The organism is Yoonia sp. R78084 (assembly GCF_044595625.1).
GTDB lineage: Bacteria > Pseudomonadota > Alphaproteobacteria > Rhodobacterales > Rhodobacteraceae > Yoonia.
The window spans coordinates 474,781-491,037 of sequence record NZ_CP138993.1 but is presented as its reverse complement, the minus strand read 5'-3'; the positions used below and the strand labels follow the sequence as shown (position 1 = coordinate 491,037).

Sequence of the window (16,257 nt, the reverse complement as noted above, 5' to 3'; positions counted from 1 at the left end):
CAGGACCTCAGGTGCCGCCTGCAATTGGAACCATGTGTCAGTGAGGAATGAATTAATGCTTACAAAAACAACTGCGATTGCCGCAGTCATTGCAGTCTCGGCGTCATCCGCGTTTGCGGGTGGTCTGTCCGACCAGATTGTCGAAGCGCCCGTCATGGAAGAGGCGGTCGTTGCCGAATTGCGGATCAACACCACCTATGTGGTTGTCGGTGTTCTTGCAGCACTCCTGATTGCAGCAGCTGTTGGTCAGGAAGACGACGAAGAAGATCAACTGCGGCGTCCTGCTGACGGTGATATCCCTATCCAAATCTCGCCAGGCGACGGCGATTTCCCATCAGATAACTAGGATTCATTCACCGGCGGTGTTAGCGTCCGGCAAGCGCAGCAAAGTCTCGCATTCTGCTGCGTTAGGAAGTGTTAACGAGTTAGGAACACCTGATGTTGAAGAAAGTAACAGCTCTCGCAGCTGCAACTGCCCTTTGTGCGTCCACTGCATTTGCGGGCGGCCTCTCACCCGAAATCATCGAAGCGGCACCTGCCGAACCGGCGCCCGCCGCGGCCTCTATCAACCCGACCTACATTGTCTTGGGCGTGGTCGCCTTGCTCTTGATCGCGTCAGCGGGTGGCGATGATGATGAGGTGGAAGAGACCCCAGAAGAAGAAAAAGACCTTTGTGAGGTCCTTCCAGAAGCATGTGAAGGCTGATTTTTAAGCCTTAGGCGCCCTGCGCAGACAGCCAATCCAACGGGCCGGATTTCCTTAAGGGAGTTTCGGCCTGTTTTATGAACAGATGGCACACGCTGGCTCCGCTGCGCTTCCCGTCACCTGACCGGAAGCCTTTTGGCAGAGATCGCGATGGGGACCACAGATAGCAGCAAGACTGAAACTGCTAGGAAGGCCATCCGCAGCCCAAAGGCATCAGAGAGCAGCCCCATCAGCATGGGCGCAAAGAAAAACCCCGAAAACCCGATCACGGCTGTGCGGCTGATTGCTTCGGTGCGCAGATGCGGCGCGACCAGCTTGCCCACCAGCGCCAACCCCATCGGCCCGATCACAGATACGCCAAGGCCCAGAACACCAAAGCCGATATAGGCCACGAACGGCGTCGGTGCCAAAGCCGCGACAACAGCGCCAATTGCCGAGATGACAGACGCACCGATCACAACCGGAATTTCGCGCAACCGCTCGGCCACGGCTTGCCCGGAAAACCGGCCGATCGCCATGGTGATCCCCAACATCGCAGGACCCAATGCGCCTTCGGCCGCACCACCGCCCAAGGTGCGTTCAACATGCAGGGCCGACCACGCCTCAACCGTGGCCTCGGACATGAAGGCCACCAGCACAATCGCCCCGCAAAGCAGGATCGGCCAGAGCGGATAGGCCCCGACATAGCCTGCTTCCGCGTCCACATAGGTCACATCCATGCGCATCATCGGCAGCAAGAGGACGGCAAGCATGCCGAACCCTGCAAACACAGGTGCCGGTGGCAACCCCGCTTCACGGGTCGCGCCCACGATCAATGCGCCCACCGCATAAGCCACAGAAAACATCGCATGGTTCGCGTTCATCAAAGGCCGGTTATGGCGCGCTTCAAGCTCGCTCACCCGCGCGTTCATGACCACATCGAGCAGCCCCGAGGCCAAACCAACCAGCGCCATCGAAAGCGCAAACACCAATGGTACCGTGATCTGCCCCGGGAAAAGCCATGCAAAGGCTAACAGGGCCGCCCCCACCTGCATGGCGCGCGACCCCAGAATCCGGTCCGCACGCGGGGCCAGCCACATGGACGACACCAGCCCCGTGGCCGAGCCCAAAAGCAAAGCACCGAAAAGCGCATCCGACGCCCCCAACTGCGCTTTGATCACAGGAACATAGGCGGCAAAACAGCCCCAGAACATGCCAATAACGACAAAGGCAGTGGCAGGGCGGCGAGACAGGGACAGGGCGTTCAAAATCGACATGGCGCCATGCCTGCATCGCAAAAGAAACCAAAGCAAGTTTCAAAGTAGCCGCCCGCGCAAAAAGTACCTTTCCAAACGGGCGAATCCCCCCTATACGGCGGGCTTCATCGGGCTCGGACACCCTTGGAGGCGGGCCCCTATATTATTGGAGAATTACTATGGCTGCTAAGGTCCAGGATCTTAACGCCAAGGTACGCGCGGGGACAGGCAAGGGGGCCGCCCGCCAAGCTCGCCGTGATGGCGACGTACCTGGCATTGTTTATGGTGGTGGCGCAGAGCCCCAGTCCATCAGCATCCCTTTCAACTACCTTCTGACAAAACTGCGCAAGGGTGGCTTTATGTCCACACTGCACAACCTCAAGATCGAGGGTCAGGATGACGTGCGCGTCATTTGCCGTGGCGTTCAGCGTGACGTGGTCAAGGACCTGCCAACGCACATCGACCTGATGCGCCTCAAGCGCACAAGCCGTGTGAAAATCTTTATCCCTGTTGAGTTCATCAACGCGGATACATGCCCCGGCGTGAAAAAAGGTGGCGTTCTGACTGTTGTCCGCAACGAAGTCGAACTTGACGTTCTGGCTGGCGATATCCCCGAGCACATCACAGTTGATCTGGCCGACGTACAAATCGGTGACACCATTTCGATCAGCAACGTGACACTGCCTGAAGGTGCAACACCTGCGATTACAGACCGCGACTTTGTGATTGCCAACGTATCAGCACCGCGCGCGCTGCTGGCTGAAGACGATGGCGAAGACGATGTTGCCGCGGACGAAGTGCCAACAACTGGCGACGACGCATAAGCCGCAGCGTTCAACCGCCAAGGCGACAAGGGCATCCTGATCAGGGTGCCCTTTTTTGTTCTTCCCTCAAGGATCGGAATGCAACGACACTCTGGCGCCGCACTGCGGCATAAGATACGCTGACGCCATGAAATTACTTGTTGGCCTTGGAAATCCCGGCGCGAAATACGCGCAGAACCGTCATAACATCGGGTTTATGGCGATGGACCGCATTGCCGCCGATCACGGGTTCAGCAGCTGGCGGTCGAAATTTCAGGGCCAGACCTGCGAAGGGCGCATTGGGTCTGAAAAGGTCACCCTGCTCAAGCCCGAGACATTCATGAACCTTTCAGGGCAATCCGTGGGCGAGGCGATGCGCTATCTGAAACTCGCGCCTGATGATATTATTGTCTTTCACGACGAGCTCGATCTGGCCCCCGGCAAGGTCCGGCTGAAAACCGGTGGTGGCCATGCGGGGCACAACGGCCTGCGGTCGATCCACGGCCATATCGGACCGGACTATGACCGTGTGCGCATGGGCATCGGGCATCCGGGACACAAAGACGCCGTGGCCGGCTATGTGCTACGTGATTTCCCCAAGTCCGATGCAGAATGGCTTGATGATGAATTGCGCGGGATCAGTGACGGGATCGCGGATTTGATCGCGGGCGATGGCGGCAAGTTCCTCAATGCCGTTGCCTTGCGCGTGGCCCCACCGCGATCCTCGAAATCGACACCAAAGGCGGCCAAGCCCGGCCCCGCACCAGAGCCCGCACCCGACAACCGCTCGGCCATGCAAAAGCTTGTGGATCGCTTTCGGTGACACCCGCCGCGATCCAGGAGGCATTTCTATATCAGTCAAAGGCCTGCATCAACCTCGGCTCACCCTTCATGGGGCGGCTGATGGCGCTGTGTGCAGCAATGGACTGGCCCGCAGGTGTGGTCACCGACCGCATTTTCGCATGGCAGGGCGATATCAGCCCGCGCGGGCAATCGGTCCCACTGCGTCTTGCCGGTGCGCTGCACGCGCTGCATTTGCAGGGGCACGCTGGGCTTGGTGCGGCTTACCCGCCGCAAGACGCCTCCGATGCCGCCCTTTGGAGTGCCGTCAGGTCTGCGCTGGTGTCCGAGGCCGCGCATATCAACACATGGCTAGATGGCGCGCCACAAACCAACGAGGTGCGGCGCGCGGCAACGCTGATTGCCGTCGGTCAACTTCTGGCAGAGCGTTTCGGTTTGCCACTGCGCACCTCGGAACTGGGGGCAAGCGGCGGGTTGAACCTACATTGGGATGCCTACGCGCTCGCAATTCGGGATCAGAAATTCGGTGCGGATGCCCCTGCACTGACGCTTTCACCGGAGTGGGACGGGCCACTTCCGCCTGCGGCAAAACCACATGTCACTTCACGCGGCGGCGTCGATATCAACCCGCTTGATCCGCACAGTCCGGCAGATGCGTTACGTCTGCAGGCCTATCTCTGGGCGGACCAGCCAGAGCGGTTGGAACTCACACGTGCTGCGATCGGCGCGGCACAGACCCCAGTCGATGAAGGGGACGCGATTGACTGGCTTGCACCGCGCCTTGCCCATGTGCCCGGTCAGACCCACCTGATCTATAGCACGGTCGCATGGCAGTACTTTCCTGCCGAAAAACAGGCCCTCGGCACCGATCTGATCGCAGCGGCCGGCGCCACGGCGACCAAAAACACGCCTTTGGCATGGTTCAGCATGGAAAACGACGGCGGCACAAAGGGTGCAGCGCTGACACTGAGGCTTTGGCCCGGTGATGTGACGCTTCACCTAGGCCGCGCCGACTTTCACGGACGCTGGGTAGAGTGGACCGGAACCTGACGCCGCACCCCATGGCAAATCCCGCAAGTGACACTACATAAGAATGGCGAACCGAAAGGCAGAGCAACCATGGAAAAAGACCCCTCCTTCAACGTTCTCGGCAGTACCCTTGCCCCTTGCTCGACCGACCCTATGACCGGGTTCTTTCGCAACGGGGCCTGCGATACCTGCGCCGCCGATCACGGCAGCCACACGGTTTGCGCCGTCATGACGGATGAGTTCCTCGCGTTTTCCAAATACGTCGGCAACGACCTCAGCACACCGCGGCCAGAGTTCGGTTTTCCGGGGCTGAAGGCAGGGGACGGGTGGTGCCTCTGTGCAAGCCGCTTTCTACAAGCCCACGAAGAAGGCTGCGCGCCACAAGTGAACCTGCATGCGACCCATGTGCGGGCCCTCGAAATCGTGCCGATCGACGTCTTGCACATGCATGCAGCGCCCGATCCTGAAAACTGATCAGGCCTTGGCCATCAGGTCATCAATAAAGAGGCTCATAAGCTGTGTGCGCCCGCTGACACCGGCTTTGCGGTAAATCGCATTTGTCTGGGCCTTGATAGTGCCTTCGCTAACCTCGCGCAGGCCTGCGATCTCTTGGGTCGACATGCCCTTCAGGGCAAACAGCGCCACATCCCGTTCCGCCGGGGTCAATTCCCACGCGCTAAAGCGTTCTTCCAGAACATCCATAAAGGCGCCCGACGCCAAACGAAGCTGATCTTCAACAACAGCATTGCGCACCATCGTCCGCCGCAAGGTGAACCAACCAAAACCAACCCCGAGCAAAAGGCCAAGTGCCGCGCCGAGTTCCACCAACTCATAAAGTTGCCAACTCAGCGGACTGATCCCGAGGATCGATGCAAGAATGCGCGACACAAAGAAGATCGCGCAGAGGAACTGCACCACAACAATTACGACAATGGCCAACTGACCTTTTAACAAATGGGCTTCCTCTGGTCAGAGCGGACTAGTCGTCGTCTTCATCGTCGTCATCGTCGTCATCATCGTCATCGTCATCATCATCGTCGTCATCGTCGTCATCGTCGTCGTCATCATCGTCGTCGTCATCGTCGTCGTCATCATCGTCGTCATCGCGAGCAGAGGACGAGCCCGCGTTATCAGACCCGCCCGGATTGAAAAGACGCGGACCATCGTCGTCATCCTCGCGCCAATAATCGCGCAGGATTTCCCCTGTTTGGGGATTAAAGACTAGCTCACGGCGCAGGTCATCGCGCTGCGCTACAACGCGAACGCGGCCCAACCATGTGCGCTGGACAGTAATCTGGGAAAAACCCTGATCGCGCAGTTGCGACACGATCTGATCCTGCACGGATTGCGCCGCTGCAAGCTGGGGGGTGCTCGCAAGCGCGAGACAAATGACGATCTTCCTCAACATGCGGAAGCATCCCATTCAAATGCGAGCATCTCTTGTTCGTGCGACATTAATAACCTCACCATCGATCACTGGCGCATATCCAACATTGGAACGCTGCCTGACCTGCTCAATATGCCCATTAAAGCGAGTCGGGCCTATTGATAATCAGTTTACTTTGATCAAGGGAGCCATTGCACCGCGCGCCTAAACCAAAGTTTAGGCGCCTCGCACCTAGGCCTTCATGTCAAACCCAAGATGTTTGGCCACGGTAAAGATGTCTTTGTCCCCGCGCCCGCACATATTCATCACCAGCAGGTGGTCTTTGGGCAGGTCGGGTGCAATCTTCATCACATGGGCAAGAGCGTGGGATGGTTCCAACGCCGGAATGATACCTTCCAGCGCACAGCAGAGCTGGAACGCTTCCAATGCCTCGGTATCAGTGATGGCCACATATTGCGCGCGGCCAATATCATGCAACCAGGCATGTTCCGGACCGATGCCGGGGTAATCAAGACCAGCCGAGATACTGAAGCCCTCAAGGATTTGCCCCACATCATCCTGTAACAGATAGGTGCGGTTGCCGTGCAAGACGCCCGGGCGGCCGCCCGTCAAAGAGGCGCAGTGCTCCATCTTGGCGTTCACACCTTTACCACCGGCCTCGACGCCGATGATGTTGACCTCTTTGTCATCAAGGAACGGGTAAAACAGACCCATCGCATTCGAGCCGCCCCCGATCGCCGCAATCAGCGTATCGGGCAAACGGCCCTCGGCGGCCTGCATCTGTTCTTTGGTTTCCTGACCGATGATCGCCTGAAAATCACGGACCATCGCGGGGTATGGGTGCGGACCAGCCACGGTGCCGATGCAATAGAACGTGTCGCGCACGTTGGTCACCCAGTCGCGCAGCGCATCGTTCATTGCATCTTTCAGGGTGCCACGGCCAGAGGTCACCGCCACCACCTCTGCACCAAGAAGGCGCATACGGAACACGTTAGGGGCCTGACGCTCGACATCATGTGCGCCCATATAGACCACACATTTCAGACCGAATTTCGCACAAACCGTGGCCGTTGCAACACCGTGCTGGCCTGCACCTGTCTCGGCAATGATGCGGGTCTTGCCCATGCGGCGGGCCAGAATGATCTGGCCCAACACATTGTTGATTTTATGCGCGCCCGTGTGGTTCAACTCGTCGCGCTTCATATAGATTTTCGCACCACCCAGATGCGCAGTCAGGCGCTCGGCGTGGTAAAGCGGGCTGGGACGACCAACATAGTGGGTCCAGAGATCGTGCATTTCGGCCCAGAACGTCTCATCGGTTTTGGCATGCTCGTACTGCGCTTCCAATTCGAGGATCAGCGGCATCAGCGTCTCGGACACGAAACGTCCGCCGAAATCGCCGAAACGGCCCTTTTCGTCGGGACCCGTCATGAAGCTGTTGAAAAGATCGTTGGCCATAGGACACCTGCTTTATTTGTGCCCGCCAGACCTAACGATTCTTCTCAGAATGGTAAAGCGACCATCAGGTCGCAGACTTTCATCGAAAGTCTGAAAACAAATCCTTCATAAGGATTTGCCCACAATTCCTGACACAGGAATTGGCTACCCAACCACAACTTTCACAGGTTCAGCATTGCAGAACACGATAATCTGTTCTGCGTTTTCAACGGCGGAATATCCACGACGTCTGATTTCCGCTGCGAACGCGTCGCGCCCTACCATCCGTTCCATATCGCGCACCTTGCGCCGGACCACGCCACCATCGCGCGCCGATTGAGACGAAAACAGATGCCGAAACCATGCTTCGGGCGAGAGGGGAAGAATCGCGTGCTGCATGCCCGCAGCATCCGTCCTTTTGGTAAATACCGCCTTAATCCGCCTGCGCTGCCGTACAAAACGCAGCAATCAGCGCAGCATCTTTGACGCCCGGCGTGGATTCAACTCCTGACGACACATCAACCTGCGTGGCCCCTGTCAGCGCAATCGCCTCACCGACCGTCTGCGGCGTCAAACCACCGGCCAGCATCCATGGCACAGGCCAGCGGCGGCCCGCAATCAAACGCCAATCAAAGGACAAACCGTTTCCGCCCGGCAGATCCGCATCTTTGGGCGGCTTGGCATCGACAAGGATCTGATCCGCAACACGGGAATAGCTGTCCAATGCCGCGAGATCGCTTTCATCGGCGACACCGACCGCTTTCATCACAGGCAGCCCATAACGGGCCCGGATTTCGGACACCCGCTCGGGTGTTTCATGTCCATGCAGTTGCAGGATGTCCAGCGGGACATTTGCCGTGATCTCATCAAGCAGCGCGTTATCGGCATCGACCACCAGCGCGACCTTGGCCACACCAGCCGGCACAGCCAGCGCAAGTGTCGCTGCCTCTGCGATCGTCACATTGCGTGGTGATTTCGGAAAGAACACGAGCCCGACATAGGCAGCCCCAGCATCAACAGCCGCTTTGACCGCGGCAACATCACGAAGCCCGCAGATCTTGACCCGTGTCTGGCGCGGCATCAGCCTGTCTTTTCAAGCAATGCCAGAACGTCATCGCCGTCTTTGCCGGTTCCCGCAGCGCCGCGCAGCTGTGCCACCTCACGCTTGAGCGCTTCGACTTCACGCGCTTTGCCGCGCGCATCGGACCTGATGCGATGTTCACGCACCCATTCCCACAGGAACCCGATCATCAGACCGGCACCAACTGCGATGAAGATCACGACGAACAAAGGCAGCTGGATATCAGGTTCCAGACCCAGCAGGTCACCGACCGCCTCTGGCATGGCGCGCAGGGTGACGACATCACGATTGGCAAGCCCGATCAGGATAAGACAGAGGCCAACGATGGCCCAGAATGCATAGCGAATGGTTTTCATAACGAAAGCATACCGCAGTTCAGCGGCGCGGTGAACTGCAATTCCGCGCCACGCGTTTCAATTCTGTAAAAGCCCTGTGAAGGTCTAGTTGCCGTTCAGCCGGTCGCGTAGCAGCTTGCCTGTCTTGAAAAAGGGCACGTGCTTTTCTTCGACTTCCACCGCTTCACCGGTCCGGGGATTGCGGCCAATCCGTTGGTCACGTTTCTTGACAGAAAATGCGCCGAACCCGCGCAGCTCAACCCGGTCACCACGCGCCATCGCTTCGATGATCTCTTCAAAAATCGTATTCACAATCTTTTCGACATCGCGTTGATAGAGATGCGGGTTCTCGTCGGCGAGTTTCTGGATCAGTTCGGAACGGATCATAGTATGGCCTCCCAACCAGTAAGCGAACACATGGCAGCAGGTTTGTCCCCGCTTTTCAAAAGACTATAGGCATTTTGTGGCGTCGACGAAATACCGCGATTGCGGCGTTTTAGCCTATTTACGGCGCCAAGACCGCGCGAGGCACCTAGATTTGCGGCCATTCCGCCCGGCTCTTTCGCCGCGGCATCACATTGGTCCATTATCGCGAACCCACCGATTCGCATGTGATCCGCCTGTTTTCACCCCTTTTGGTGCCGGATGAACGGCGTATACGAAGGCCGGTCAACGCGCAGCCGCCCGTTCTCGTCAAAGTCATGATCAGCGTTAAAGGCCAGACGAGGACGCGCATCGAACCCCGCAATCACAGCGGCCTGATCTGCCAGCACAGACCGTAGACGACGCTGCAGATCATCAGCACCCTGACCACTATGGTAACCATGCACGCCGTTTACTGTGACAGGCTCCAACACAGAGAAGCCGAGATAGCGCAGCGTATAGGCTGCGGGCCACAGCAAAAGCGCAAGATCACCCTCTTTGCCATCAAAGCCACATTCCGCCTCTTTCGCGCCGGTCGTGACACAGAACAACGCCGTCTTATCCGTGCAGAGCCCCGCATCAAACCGCGCATCTACACGATGCAACGCACCATGGACCAAAACCCTCTCGAACCAGCCTTTCAGGATCGCAGGCGGTGAGAACCACCAGATCGGAAAGTGAAAGATGATACGGTCCGCCTGCCGGATTTTCGCAACCTCGTCCTGCACGTCCTTGGGCAGCACACCTCGGGCGGCTGACCGTTCCTGCGCCTTGAGCGGATCAAACTGGACGTCCTCAGGCCAGTCCGCGTAGTGGTATGGAGCCTCGACCGGATCAAAACCCAATACATAAAGGTCCGACCACAGCACCTTATGGCCAGCATTCTTTGACGCCTGCACCGTTGCATCAGCCCAGGCTGCGTTGAACGAGCGGCGATCAGGATGTGCGAGAACAACGAGTGTGGTGGGCATATCAAACCTCTGCCGTACATGCGCTCCAACGGCATACGCGCGATAGGCGCAGGATGTCCAGCGGGCGCAAACAATACAAAAACCCCCGCCGCAGTCTCCTGCGGCGGGGGTCAATTCAATCGTCGGCAAATGCCTGAGGATTATTCGTCGCCCTTCAGAGCCGCACCAAGGATATCACCCAAGGATGCACCGGAATCAGATGAGCCATACTGCTCGACTGCTTCTTTCTCTTCCGCGATCTCACGTGCCTTGATCGACAGACCCAGCTTGCGGGTCTTGCTGTCGATGTTGGTCACGCGCACGTCAACCTTGTCGCCAACCTGGAAGCGCTCAGGGCGCTGCTCGGCACGGTCACGGGACAGATCGGAACGACGGATGAAGGATTTTGCACCCTCATAATCAACTTCGATGCCGCCGTCTTCGATCTTGGTCACTTCAACAGTGATGACCGAACCGCGCTTCACGCCGCCAACAGCCTCTGCGAAGGGATCACCGTCGAGCGCCTTGATCGAGAGCGAGATACGCTCTTTCTCGACGTCGACTTCTGCAACCTTGGCTTTGACAATGTCACCCTTGCGGAAATCACCGATCACGTCTTCGCCACGGCCTTCCCATGTCAGGTCGGACAGGTGAACCATGCCGTCAATGTCGCCTTCAAGGCCAATGAACAGACCGAATTCGGTGATGTTCTTGACTTCGCCTTCCACTTCGGTGCCCTCAGGATGTGTCTCGGCAAAGACTTCCCACGGGTTACGCTGTGTCTGCTTGAGGCCAAGGGAAACGCGACGCTTCGCAGAGTCGATTTCCAGAACCATGACTTCCACTTCCTGCGAAGTAGACACGATCTTGCCGGGGTGTACGTTCTTCTTTGTCCAGGACATTTCGGACACGTGAACCAGACCTTCAACACCGGCTTCCAGCTCAACAAATGCGCCGTAATCGGTGATGTTGGTCACACGACCCTGATGCACGGAACCCAATGAGAACTTGGCTTCAACCGCATCCCATGGATCATCCTGCAGCTGCTTCATGCCAAGGCTGATACGGTGGGTGTCTTTGTTGATCTTGATGACCTGCACCTTGATCGTCTCACCGATTGTGAGGATCTCGGAGGGGTGGTTCACACGGCGCCATGCCATATCTGTGACGTGCAACAAGCCGTCAACACCGCCCAGATCAACGAACGCACCGTATTCGGTGATGTTCTTGACGACGCCGTCAACTTCCTGGCCTTCGGTCAGGTTGCCGATAACTTCGGCGCGCTGCTCGGCACGTGATTCTTCAAGGATTGCGCGACGCGATACAACGATGTTGCCACGACGACGGTCCATTTTCAGGATCTGGAATGGCTGCTTGAGACCCATCAACGGGCCTGCGTCACGCACGGGGCGGACATCAACCTGAGAGCCGGGCAGGAACGCAACAGCGCCGCCAAGGTCGACAGTGAAACCACCTTTGACGCGGCCAAAGATCGCGCCATCAACGCGCTCTTCGTCAGCATAGGCTTTTTCCAGACGATCCCAGGCTTCTTCACGGCGCGCCATCTCGCGGGAGATAACAGCTTCGCCGCGGGCGTTCTCGACCTGACGCAGGAACACTTCAACAGTGTCACCAACGGCCAGTTCAGCCTCTTCACCGGGGTTTGCGAATTCTTTCAGATCAACGCGGCCTTCCATCTTGTAGCCTACGTCGATGATGGCTTGGCCCGCTTCGATTGCGATGACTTTGCCTTTGACAACAGACCCTTCGGCGGGCGTGTCCATTTCGAAGCTTTCGTTCAAGAGTGCTTCAAACTCTTCCATTGAATTAGCCATGTGGCGTCGTTTTCCTAACGTTTGGTTTTATACGGGCCGTGCGGTTGTCTCCGCCGGTCTTTTGGGTTTCGGTTGGTCACTCGCATCCTTTGCGGAACATAAAACAACAGGGCCGGTTACTACCGACCCCGCTCAAGTCTCACGTCCGCGCCTGTTTCGACACTTCGACAGGGCGGCGTATAGGCGGGTTTGGGCTTGTTTGCAAGGGGGTTTGGGTGGGGGACGCCCCTTCAGTTGCCTACGTCATGCCATCCCATACGTAGGTCGCTTTGCTGCGAAACACCAACGGCAGATTTGAGCCCACACCTACCGGCACTGTTGGGTGGCGAAGTTCGCTTCATAGGCCGCCTCACACAATCCAAATTCATTGGCAGCGGTCTGCCAAGACATCACCGCAGCCAAGAATCGTGCAGCTGTAAATGCTGCAGCGGACCCTTCAGCATCGCCTTTCTCTTCCAGGTCGAAGTAACGACTATCAAGCGCATCAATTTGACCTTGTGACACTTTATACGACTGAATTTCAAAGTTTTTCGGCAGCAGAGGAACGACCTTCTCTGGTAAGGCCGCATAGCCCTTCGACAATATCATCCCAACCTTGGCCTTGCCGTCAGACAAGGAGGAGGCCTTGATTTCATTTGCAAGGCTTGGGTCAATAGCTTCTAGGCGAGACTTCATGATGCAAGCCTATGGCGTTTTGCAACCAACACAACCACCGAACGGCAGCAAAGTCCCGCGAAGCAGACATTCGACGACCCTTAATACTCGTAATTACACGTCCTACAAATCATCCTGTCCACTCTCCAGAAGGAGCTTTTGTACATCAGCGTTCTGTACGGCGTCTGTACCCCCCTTTTGCATCGCAGCAATGCCTTTATCTATTAGCATCTCAAGGTGATTTATCCCGTGTTACATTGTACTCGATTGAACCCGCACCAAAAGCACTAAACGCTATCCAACGCCCCCTGTACCGCCGCGAAATACGCCCCCACTTGCGCCCCGTCGACCAGCGCGTGGTGCACCTCAAGCGTCATCGCCATATCCCAGCGTCCGTCCCGCTCAACAAATTTGCCCCATGTCACCCGCGGAATGCAGTCATCCGGCCCGGGCAACGCGTTGTTGATCGCCGTGTAATCCAGCCACGGCATGCAGGACAGATAGGCAAGATCATCGCGCTCTCCGCTGTTGGCTTGCAGCACACCGCCCTTCGCCACCTCACCGATCAGCGCTGCCGCCTGTGCTTCAAACGTATCAAAATCAGCAATATAGGGCACATAGGCATAGCCGAAACTGCCCGCATCCGTCGGCACTGTCATGGATAACGTGACCATATCATGGGCAACCACAGTATCTCCGCGGAAACGCATGCATAGTTCCGGTACAGCATGCAAACCTGCCCCGATTGCATAAAGACATGCACGGTAGGGTGAAATCCCATCGGCCTTGCGCTGCATCAGATGTGTCACATCCATGCGCGTGGTCGTTGCATAATGCGGCTGCTGGTAGGTACGGAAAAACCGGAACTGCGCGGCGCGGGGCCAGGTCTGAAGATCAACAAGCGTATAGGTCATACGCCAAGTGTTGTCAGATGTCCTGACCTTTCTCCAGCAGTCTTTCGATCAGTTCACGCTGCAGATCACCGCTATCACCGGCGCCGAACTGTCCGGCCCCACTGCTGTAGAGTGAACCATAGGTCTTGGCCACATTCACCGTCTGCGCCACACCAGAGATAAACTGGTTGCGCTCCAATTCCCTGAACGGATGCAGGAACACGCCCCATAGCTGCCCGCCGGCCACGGCGTAACGGGCATCAAGCGCGCTATCGAAATTGGCCTGCATGACGCGGCGCATCTCCTCGGGCGTCATCGTTTCGGCCGACCGTATCGGGACCATCGCACGCATCCGGTTGGCGCCGACATCCGTGACAATCAGGACAGGAATATCATCAATGGTCAACGAAAAGCCTGCCCCCACAAGCTGCGCTTCAGGGTCCAGCGCAAGCACAATCTCGGCCATGCGCGGCAATGTCATAGGCGGTTCAGCTTCTTGCGCATGCACCGAGGCGGGCAGAAAAAAAGCGATAACAAGTAGCAAACGGATCATGGGCATCTCCTTATCCCATGAGCCTAGACCAGCATTTCACAAACCGGCAAAGCAACCATTGGTGAACCATTGAAACATGGTGCCGTCTTAGCTGCGCGCCGCCGCGACGACCTTGATCGCAGCGGCAATCGCCTGTGCGGCGGTCAGCTCTGACGTGTCCAGCAGCACCGCATCATCCGCAGGGACCAGTGGGGCCGTCGCACGGTTATGATCCCGTGCGTCACGTTCTTTCACATCCGCCAGCACCGTTTCAAAGGTGGTGTCTGTCCCTTTACCCGAAAGCTCCTGAAAGCGACGTTCGGCACGGCATTCGGGACTGGCGGTGACAAAGAGCTTCACATCCGCAGCAGGACAAATGACCGTCCCGATGTCACGCCCGTCCAGAACCGCACCACCGTCACGCCCTGCAAAGCTGCGCTGGAACGCCACAAGTGCGGCACGCACGTCGGGGATCACCGCCACCTCGCTGGCCGCTTGCGCCACGGCCGCTGTCCGCAGGCTGTCATTTTCCAGATCAACAGGATCAAGCGCACGGGCGGCGGCAACCGGTTCCGCCCCTGCAATCACTTTGGCGCCAACCGCACGATAGAGCAGCCCCGTATCAAGATGCGCAAAACCGAAATGCGCCGCAACAGCCTTGGAAATCGTCCCCTTGCCTGCGGCAGCTGGCCCATCAATGGCGACGATAAAGCTCATGCCTCGGCACGTACAATCTGCGCGCCCAGCGCACCCATCAGGTCCTCGAATATCGGGAAAGAGGTGGCAATCGGACTACCATCATCCACGCGCATTGGCTTTTGCGTCGCCATGCCCATGACCATGAACGCCATCGCGATGCGGTGATCCAGCTGGCTCGCCACGGTCACACCGCCCGGCACGTTGCCGTGGCCCAAGCCTGTGACCTTCCACCAGTCAGGCCCTTCATCCACTGTCACTCCGGCAGCACGCAGGCCCTTGGCCATTGCATCAATCCGGTCGCTTTCCTTGACGCGCAATTCCTTGACACCCTGCATGTCGGTGACACCCTGCGCAAAGGCCGCCACGACAGACAACACAGGGTACTCATCAATCATGCTCGCCGCGCGGGCAGGCGGCACGGCAATCCCGCGCAAATCGGGCGAGAATTTCGCCCGCAGGTCGGCAACAGGCTCGCCCCCCTCCTCGCGCATATTTTCATAGACCAGATCAGCCCCCATTTCCTGCAATGTGGTGAACAGCCCCGCCCGCGTCGGGTTCAACCCGATATTGGGCACCAGAACATCCGAACCCGGCGTGATAATCGCCGCACAGACCGGAAAGGCCGCCGATGACGGATCACGCGGCACAATGATCGTCTGGGGGACCAGTTCGGGCTGTCCATCAAGCGTGATCACCCGGCCTTCGTCAGTCTCTTCAACACTTAACGTCGCACCAAAGCCCTGCAACATCCGCTCGGTGTGATCGCGGGTCGCTTCTTTTTCGATCACAACAGTCTGGCCCGGGGCATTCAGACCCGCCAGCAAAACGGCCGACTTCACCTGCGCCGACGGCACCGGCACGACATAGCGCACCGGCACAGGGGCGCGCGCACCCACAATGGTCATCGGCAAACGCCCACCGGCACGCCCCACGGCTTGCGCCCCGAAAAGTGCGAGCGGATCAGTCACCCGCCCCATCGGCCGCCCGTTCAGCGACGCATCGCCCGTATAGGTCACGGTAATGGGCGAGGTCGCAGCGGCCCCCATGATCAGGCGGACACCCGTGCCGGAATTGCCACAATCAATTACGTGGTCAGGCTCGGCGAACCCGCCAACACCCACGCCACTGACGGACCACGCGCCGTCACCATGATTGGTCACCGTCGCCCCGAAGGCCTGCATCGCCTTGGCGGTATCCAGCACGTCCTCACCTTCCAGAAGGCCGGTGATCCGCGTCTCGCCAATACACATCGCCCCCAAAATCAGCGACCGGTGTGAAATCGACTTGTCACCCGGCACATGCGCCTCGCCCACCAAGGGGCCACATGGGTGCGATATCATGGGGATCGGGGTGCCGTGACCGGACATTGGCAATCTTCCTTCTTAACTCGGGCGGTTGATAGCGCAGCACGTTCGCCGGGTCTATCACCTGTCTTATCATCTTGCCGGAAATACTCCC

At 58.1% G+C, this 16,257-nt stretch carries 21 protein-coding genes; 6 read left to right on the top strand and 15 right to left on the bottom strand.

Annotated features, from left to right (window positions below; genetic code table 11):
• Nucleotides 1–55: 55 nt before the first annotated feature.
• Entirely contained in the window at nucleotides 56–346 is a 291-nt protein-coding gene (locus SJY29_RS02585; protein WP_400086446.1) for a hypothetical protein, read from the top strand.
• 92 nt (nucleotides 347–438) lie between these two features.
• Nucleotides 439–705: a hypothetical protein gene (locus tag SJY29_RS02580; protein ID WP_400086443.1), complete on the top strand. Its 267-nt coding sequence runs from the start codon at nucleotides 439–441 to the stop codon at nucleotides 703–705.
• 116 nt (nucleotides 706–821) lie between these two features.
• On the opposite strand, the gene SJY29_RS02575 is transcribed toward SJY29_RS02580, so the two are convergent.
• Entirely contained in the window at nucleotides 822–1,961 is a 1,140-nt protein-coding gene (locus tag SJY29_RS02575; protein WP_400086440.1) for an MFS transporter, read from the bottom strand.
• Between the two features lie 158 nt (nucleotides 1,962–2,119).
• Between SJY29_RS02575 and SJY29_RS02570 the strand changes: the two genes are divergently transcribed.
• The 4 genes from SJY29_RS02570 (at nucleotide 2,120) to SJY29_RS02555 (ending at nucleotide 5,047) form a co-directional block, all read left to right on the top strand.
• Nucleotides 2,120–2,764, top strand: coding sequence for a 50S ribosomal protein L25/general stress protein Ctc (locus tag SJY29_RS02570; RefSeq protein ID WP_400086437.1), 645 nt, complete (start codon nucleotides 2,120–2,122; stop codon nucleotides 2,762–2,764).
• A gap of 127 nt (nucleotides 2,765–2,891) precedes the next feature.
• Nucleotides 2,892–3,566 carry an aminoacyl-tRNA hydrolase gene (gene pth, locus SJY29_RS02565; protein WP_400086434.1) on the top strand — a complete coding sequence of 225 codons (675 nt, stop codon included), beginning with the start codon at nucleotides 2,892–2,894 and terminating at the stop codon, nucleotides 3,564–3,566.
• Nucleotides 3,563–4,594, top strand: a complete 1,032-nt coding sequence (locus SJY29_RS02560) for a DUF2332 domain-containing protein (protein ID WP_400086431.1) — start codon at nucleotides 3,563–3,565, stop codon at nucleotides 4,592–4,594. Before pth ends, SJY29_RS02560 begins: the two co-directional genes overlap by 4 nt.
• 69 nt (nucleotides 4,595–4,663) lie before the next feature.
• Nucleotides 4,664–5,047, top strand: coding sequence for a DUF2237 family protein (locus SJY29_RS02555; protein WP_110279914.1), 384 nt, complete (start codon nucleotides 4,664–4,666; stop codon nucleotides 5,045–5,047).
• Here SJY29_RS02555 and SJY29_RS02550 read toward each other — a convergent pair whose 3' ends face one another.
• The 14 genes from SJY29_RS02550 to aroA form a co-directional block, all read right to left on the bottom strand.
• Nucleotides 5,048–5,527 (bottom strand): helix-turn-helix transcriptional regulator, encoded by a 480-nt coding sequence (locus SJY29_RS02550; protein ID WP_110279913.1) that lies wholly within the window; start codon nucleotides 5,525–5,527, stop codon nucleotides 5,048–5,050.
• 25 nt (nucleotides 5,528–5,552) lie between these two features.
• Entirely contained in the window at nucleotides 5,553–5,981 is a 429-nt protein-coding gene (locus tag SJY29_RS02545; RefSeq protein ID WP_400086428.1) for a hypothetical protein, read from the bottom strand.
• A gap of 210 nt (nucleotides 5,982–6,191) precedes the next feature.
• Complete coding sequence (gene trpB, locus SJY29_RS02540; RefSeq protein ID WP_400086425.1) at nucleotides 6,192–7,418, bottom strand: tryptophan synthase subunit beta; 1,227 nt, start codon at nucleotides 7,416–7,418, stop codon at nucleotides 6,192–6,194.
• 144 nt (nucleotides 7,419–7,562) lie between these two features.
• Nucleotides 7,563–7,796, bottom strand: a complete 234-nt coding sequence (locus SJY29_RS02535; RefSeq protein ID WP_400086422.1) for an N-(5'-phosphoribosyl)anthranilate isomerase — start codon at nucleotides 7,794–7,796, stop codon at nucleotides 7,563–7,565.
• A 34-nt stretch (nucleotides 7,797–7,830) separates the two neighbouring features.
• Complete coding sequence (locus tag SJY29_RS02530) at nucleotides 7,831–8,478, bottom strand: phosphoribosylanthranilate isomerase (protein ID WP_400086419.1); 648 nt, start codon at nucleotides 8,476–8,478, stop codon at nucleotides 7,831–7,833.
• Nucleotides 8,478–8,834 (bottom strand): lipopolysaccharide assembly protein LapA domain-containing protein, encoded by a 357-nt coding sequence (locus SJY29_RS02525; protein ID WP_110279910.1) that lies wholly within the window; start codon nucleotides 8,832–8,834, stop codon nucleotides 8,478–8,480. The genes SJY29_RS02530 and SJY29_RS02525 overlap by 1 nt, the downstream gene beginning before the upstream one ends.
• Nucleotides 8,835–8,918: 84 nt before the next feature.
• Nucleotides 8,919–9,200 (bottom strand): integration host factor subunit beta, encoded by a 282-nt coding sequence (ihfB, locus tag SJY29_RS02520; RefSeq protein ID WP_055294323.1) that lies wholly within the window; start codon nucleotides 9,198–9,200, stop codon nucleotides 8,919–8,921.
• A gap of 239 nt (nucleotides 9,201–9,439) precedes the next feature.
• The gene (locus SJY29_RS02515) at nucleotides 9,440–10,207 is read right to left on the bottom strand and encodes an NAD(P)H-dependent oxidoreductase (RefSeq protein ID WP_400086415.1); all 768 of its coding nucleotides are present in this window, start codon (nucleotides 10,205–10,207) and stop codon (nucleotides 9,440–9,442) included.
• A gap of 140 nt (nucleotides 10,208–10,347) precedes the next feature.
• The gene (gene rpsA, locus SJY29_RS02510; RefSeq protein WP_286163917.1) at nucleotides 10,348–12,021 is read right to left on the bottom strand and encodes a 30S ribosomal protein S1; all 1,674 of its coding nucleotides are present in this window, start codon (nucleotides 12,019–12,021) and stop codon (nucleotides 10,348–10,350) included.
• 306 nt (nucleotides 12,022–12,327) lie between these two features.
• The gene (locus SJY29_RS02505; RefSeq protein WP_400086412.1) at nucleotides 12,328–12,696 is read right to left on the bottom strand and encodes a hypothetical protein; all 369 of its coding nucleotides are present in this window, start codon (nucleotides 12,694–12,696) and stop codon (nucleotides 12,328–12,330) included.
• 266 nt (nucleotides 12,697–12,962) lie between these two features.
• Nucleotides 12,963–13,589, bottom strand: coding sequence for a CatA-like O-acetyltransferase (locus tag SJY29_RS02500; protein ID WP_400086409.1), 627 nt, complete (start codon nucleotides 13,587–13,589; stop codon nucleotides 12,963–12,965).
• Nucleotides 13,590–13,602: 13 nt separating this feature from the next.
• Nucleotides 13,603–14,121 (bottom strand): hypothetical protein, encoded by a 519-nt coding sequence (locus tag SJY29_RS02495; protein WP_400086406.1) that lies wholly within the window; start codon nucleotides 14,119–14,121, stop codon nucleotides 13,603–13,605.
• A gap of 87 nt (nucleotides 14,122–14,208) precedes the next feature.
• A complete protein-coding gene (cmk, locus tag SJY29_RS02490; RefSeq protein WP_400086403.1) occupies nucleotides 14,209–14,817 on the bottom strand; it encodes a (d)CMP kinase in 609 nt (202 codons plus the stop codon).
• Nucleotides 14,814–16,166 (bottom strand): 3-phosphoshikimate 1-carboxyvinyltransferase, encoded by a 1,353-nt coding sequence (aroA, locus tag SJY29_RS02485; RefSeq protein WP_400086400.1) that lies wholly within the window; start codon nucleotides 16,164–16,166, stop codon nucleotides 14,814–14,816. Before aroA ends, cmk begins: the two co-directional genes overlap by 4 nt.
• Nucleotides 16,167–16,257: the final 91 nt, after the last annotated feature.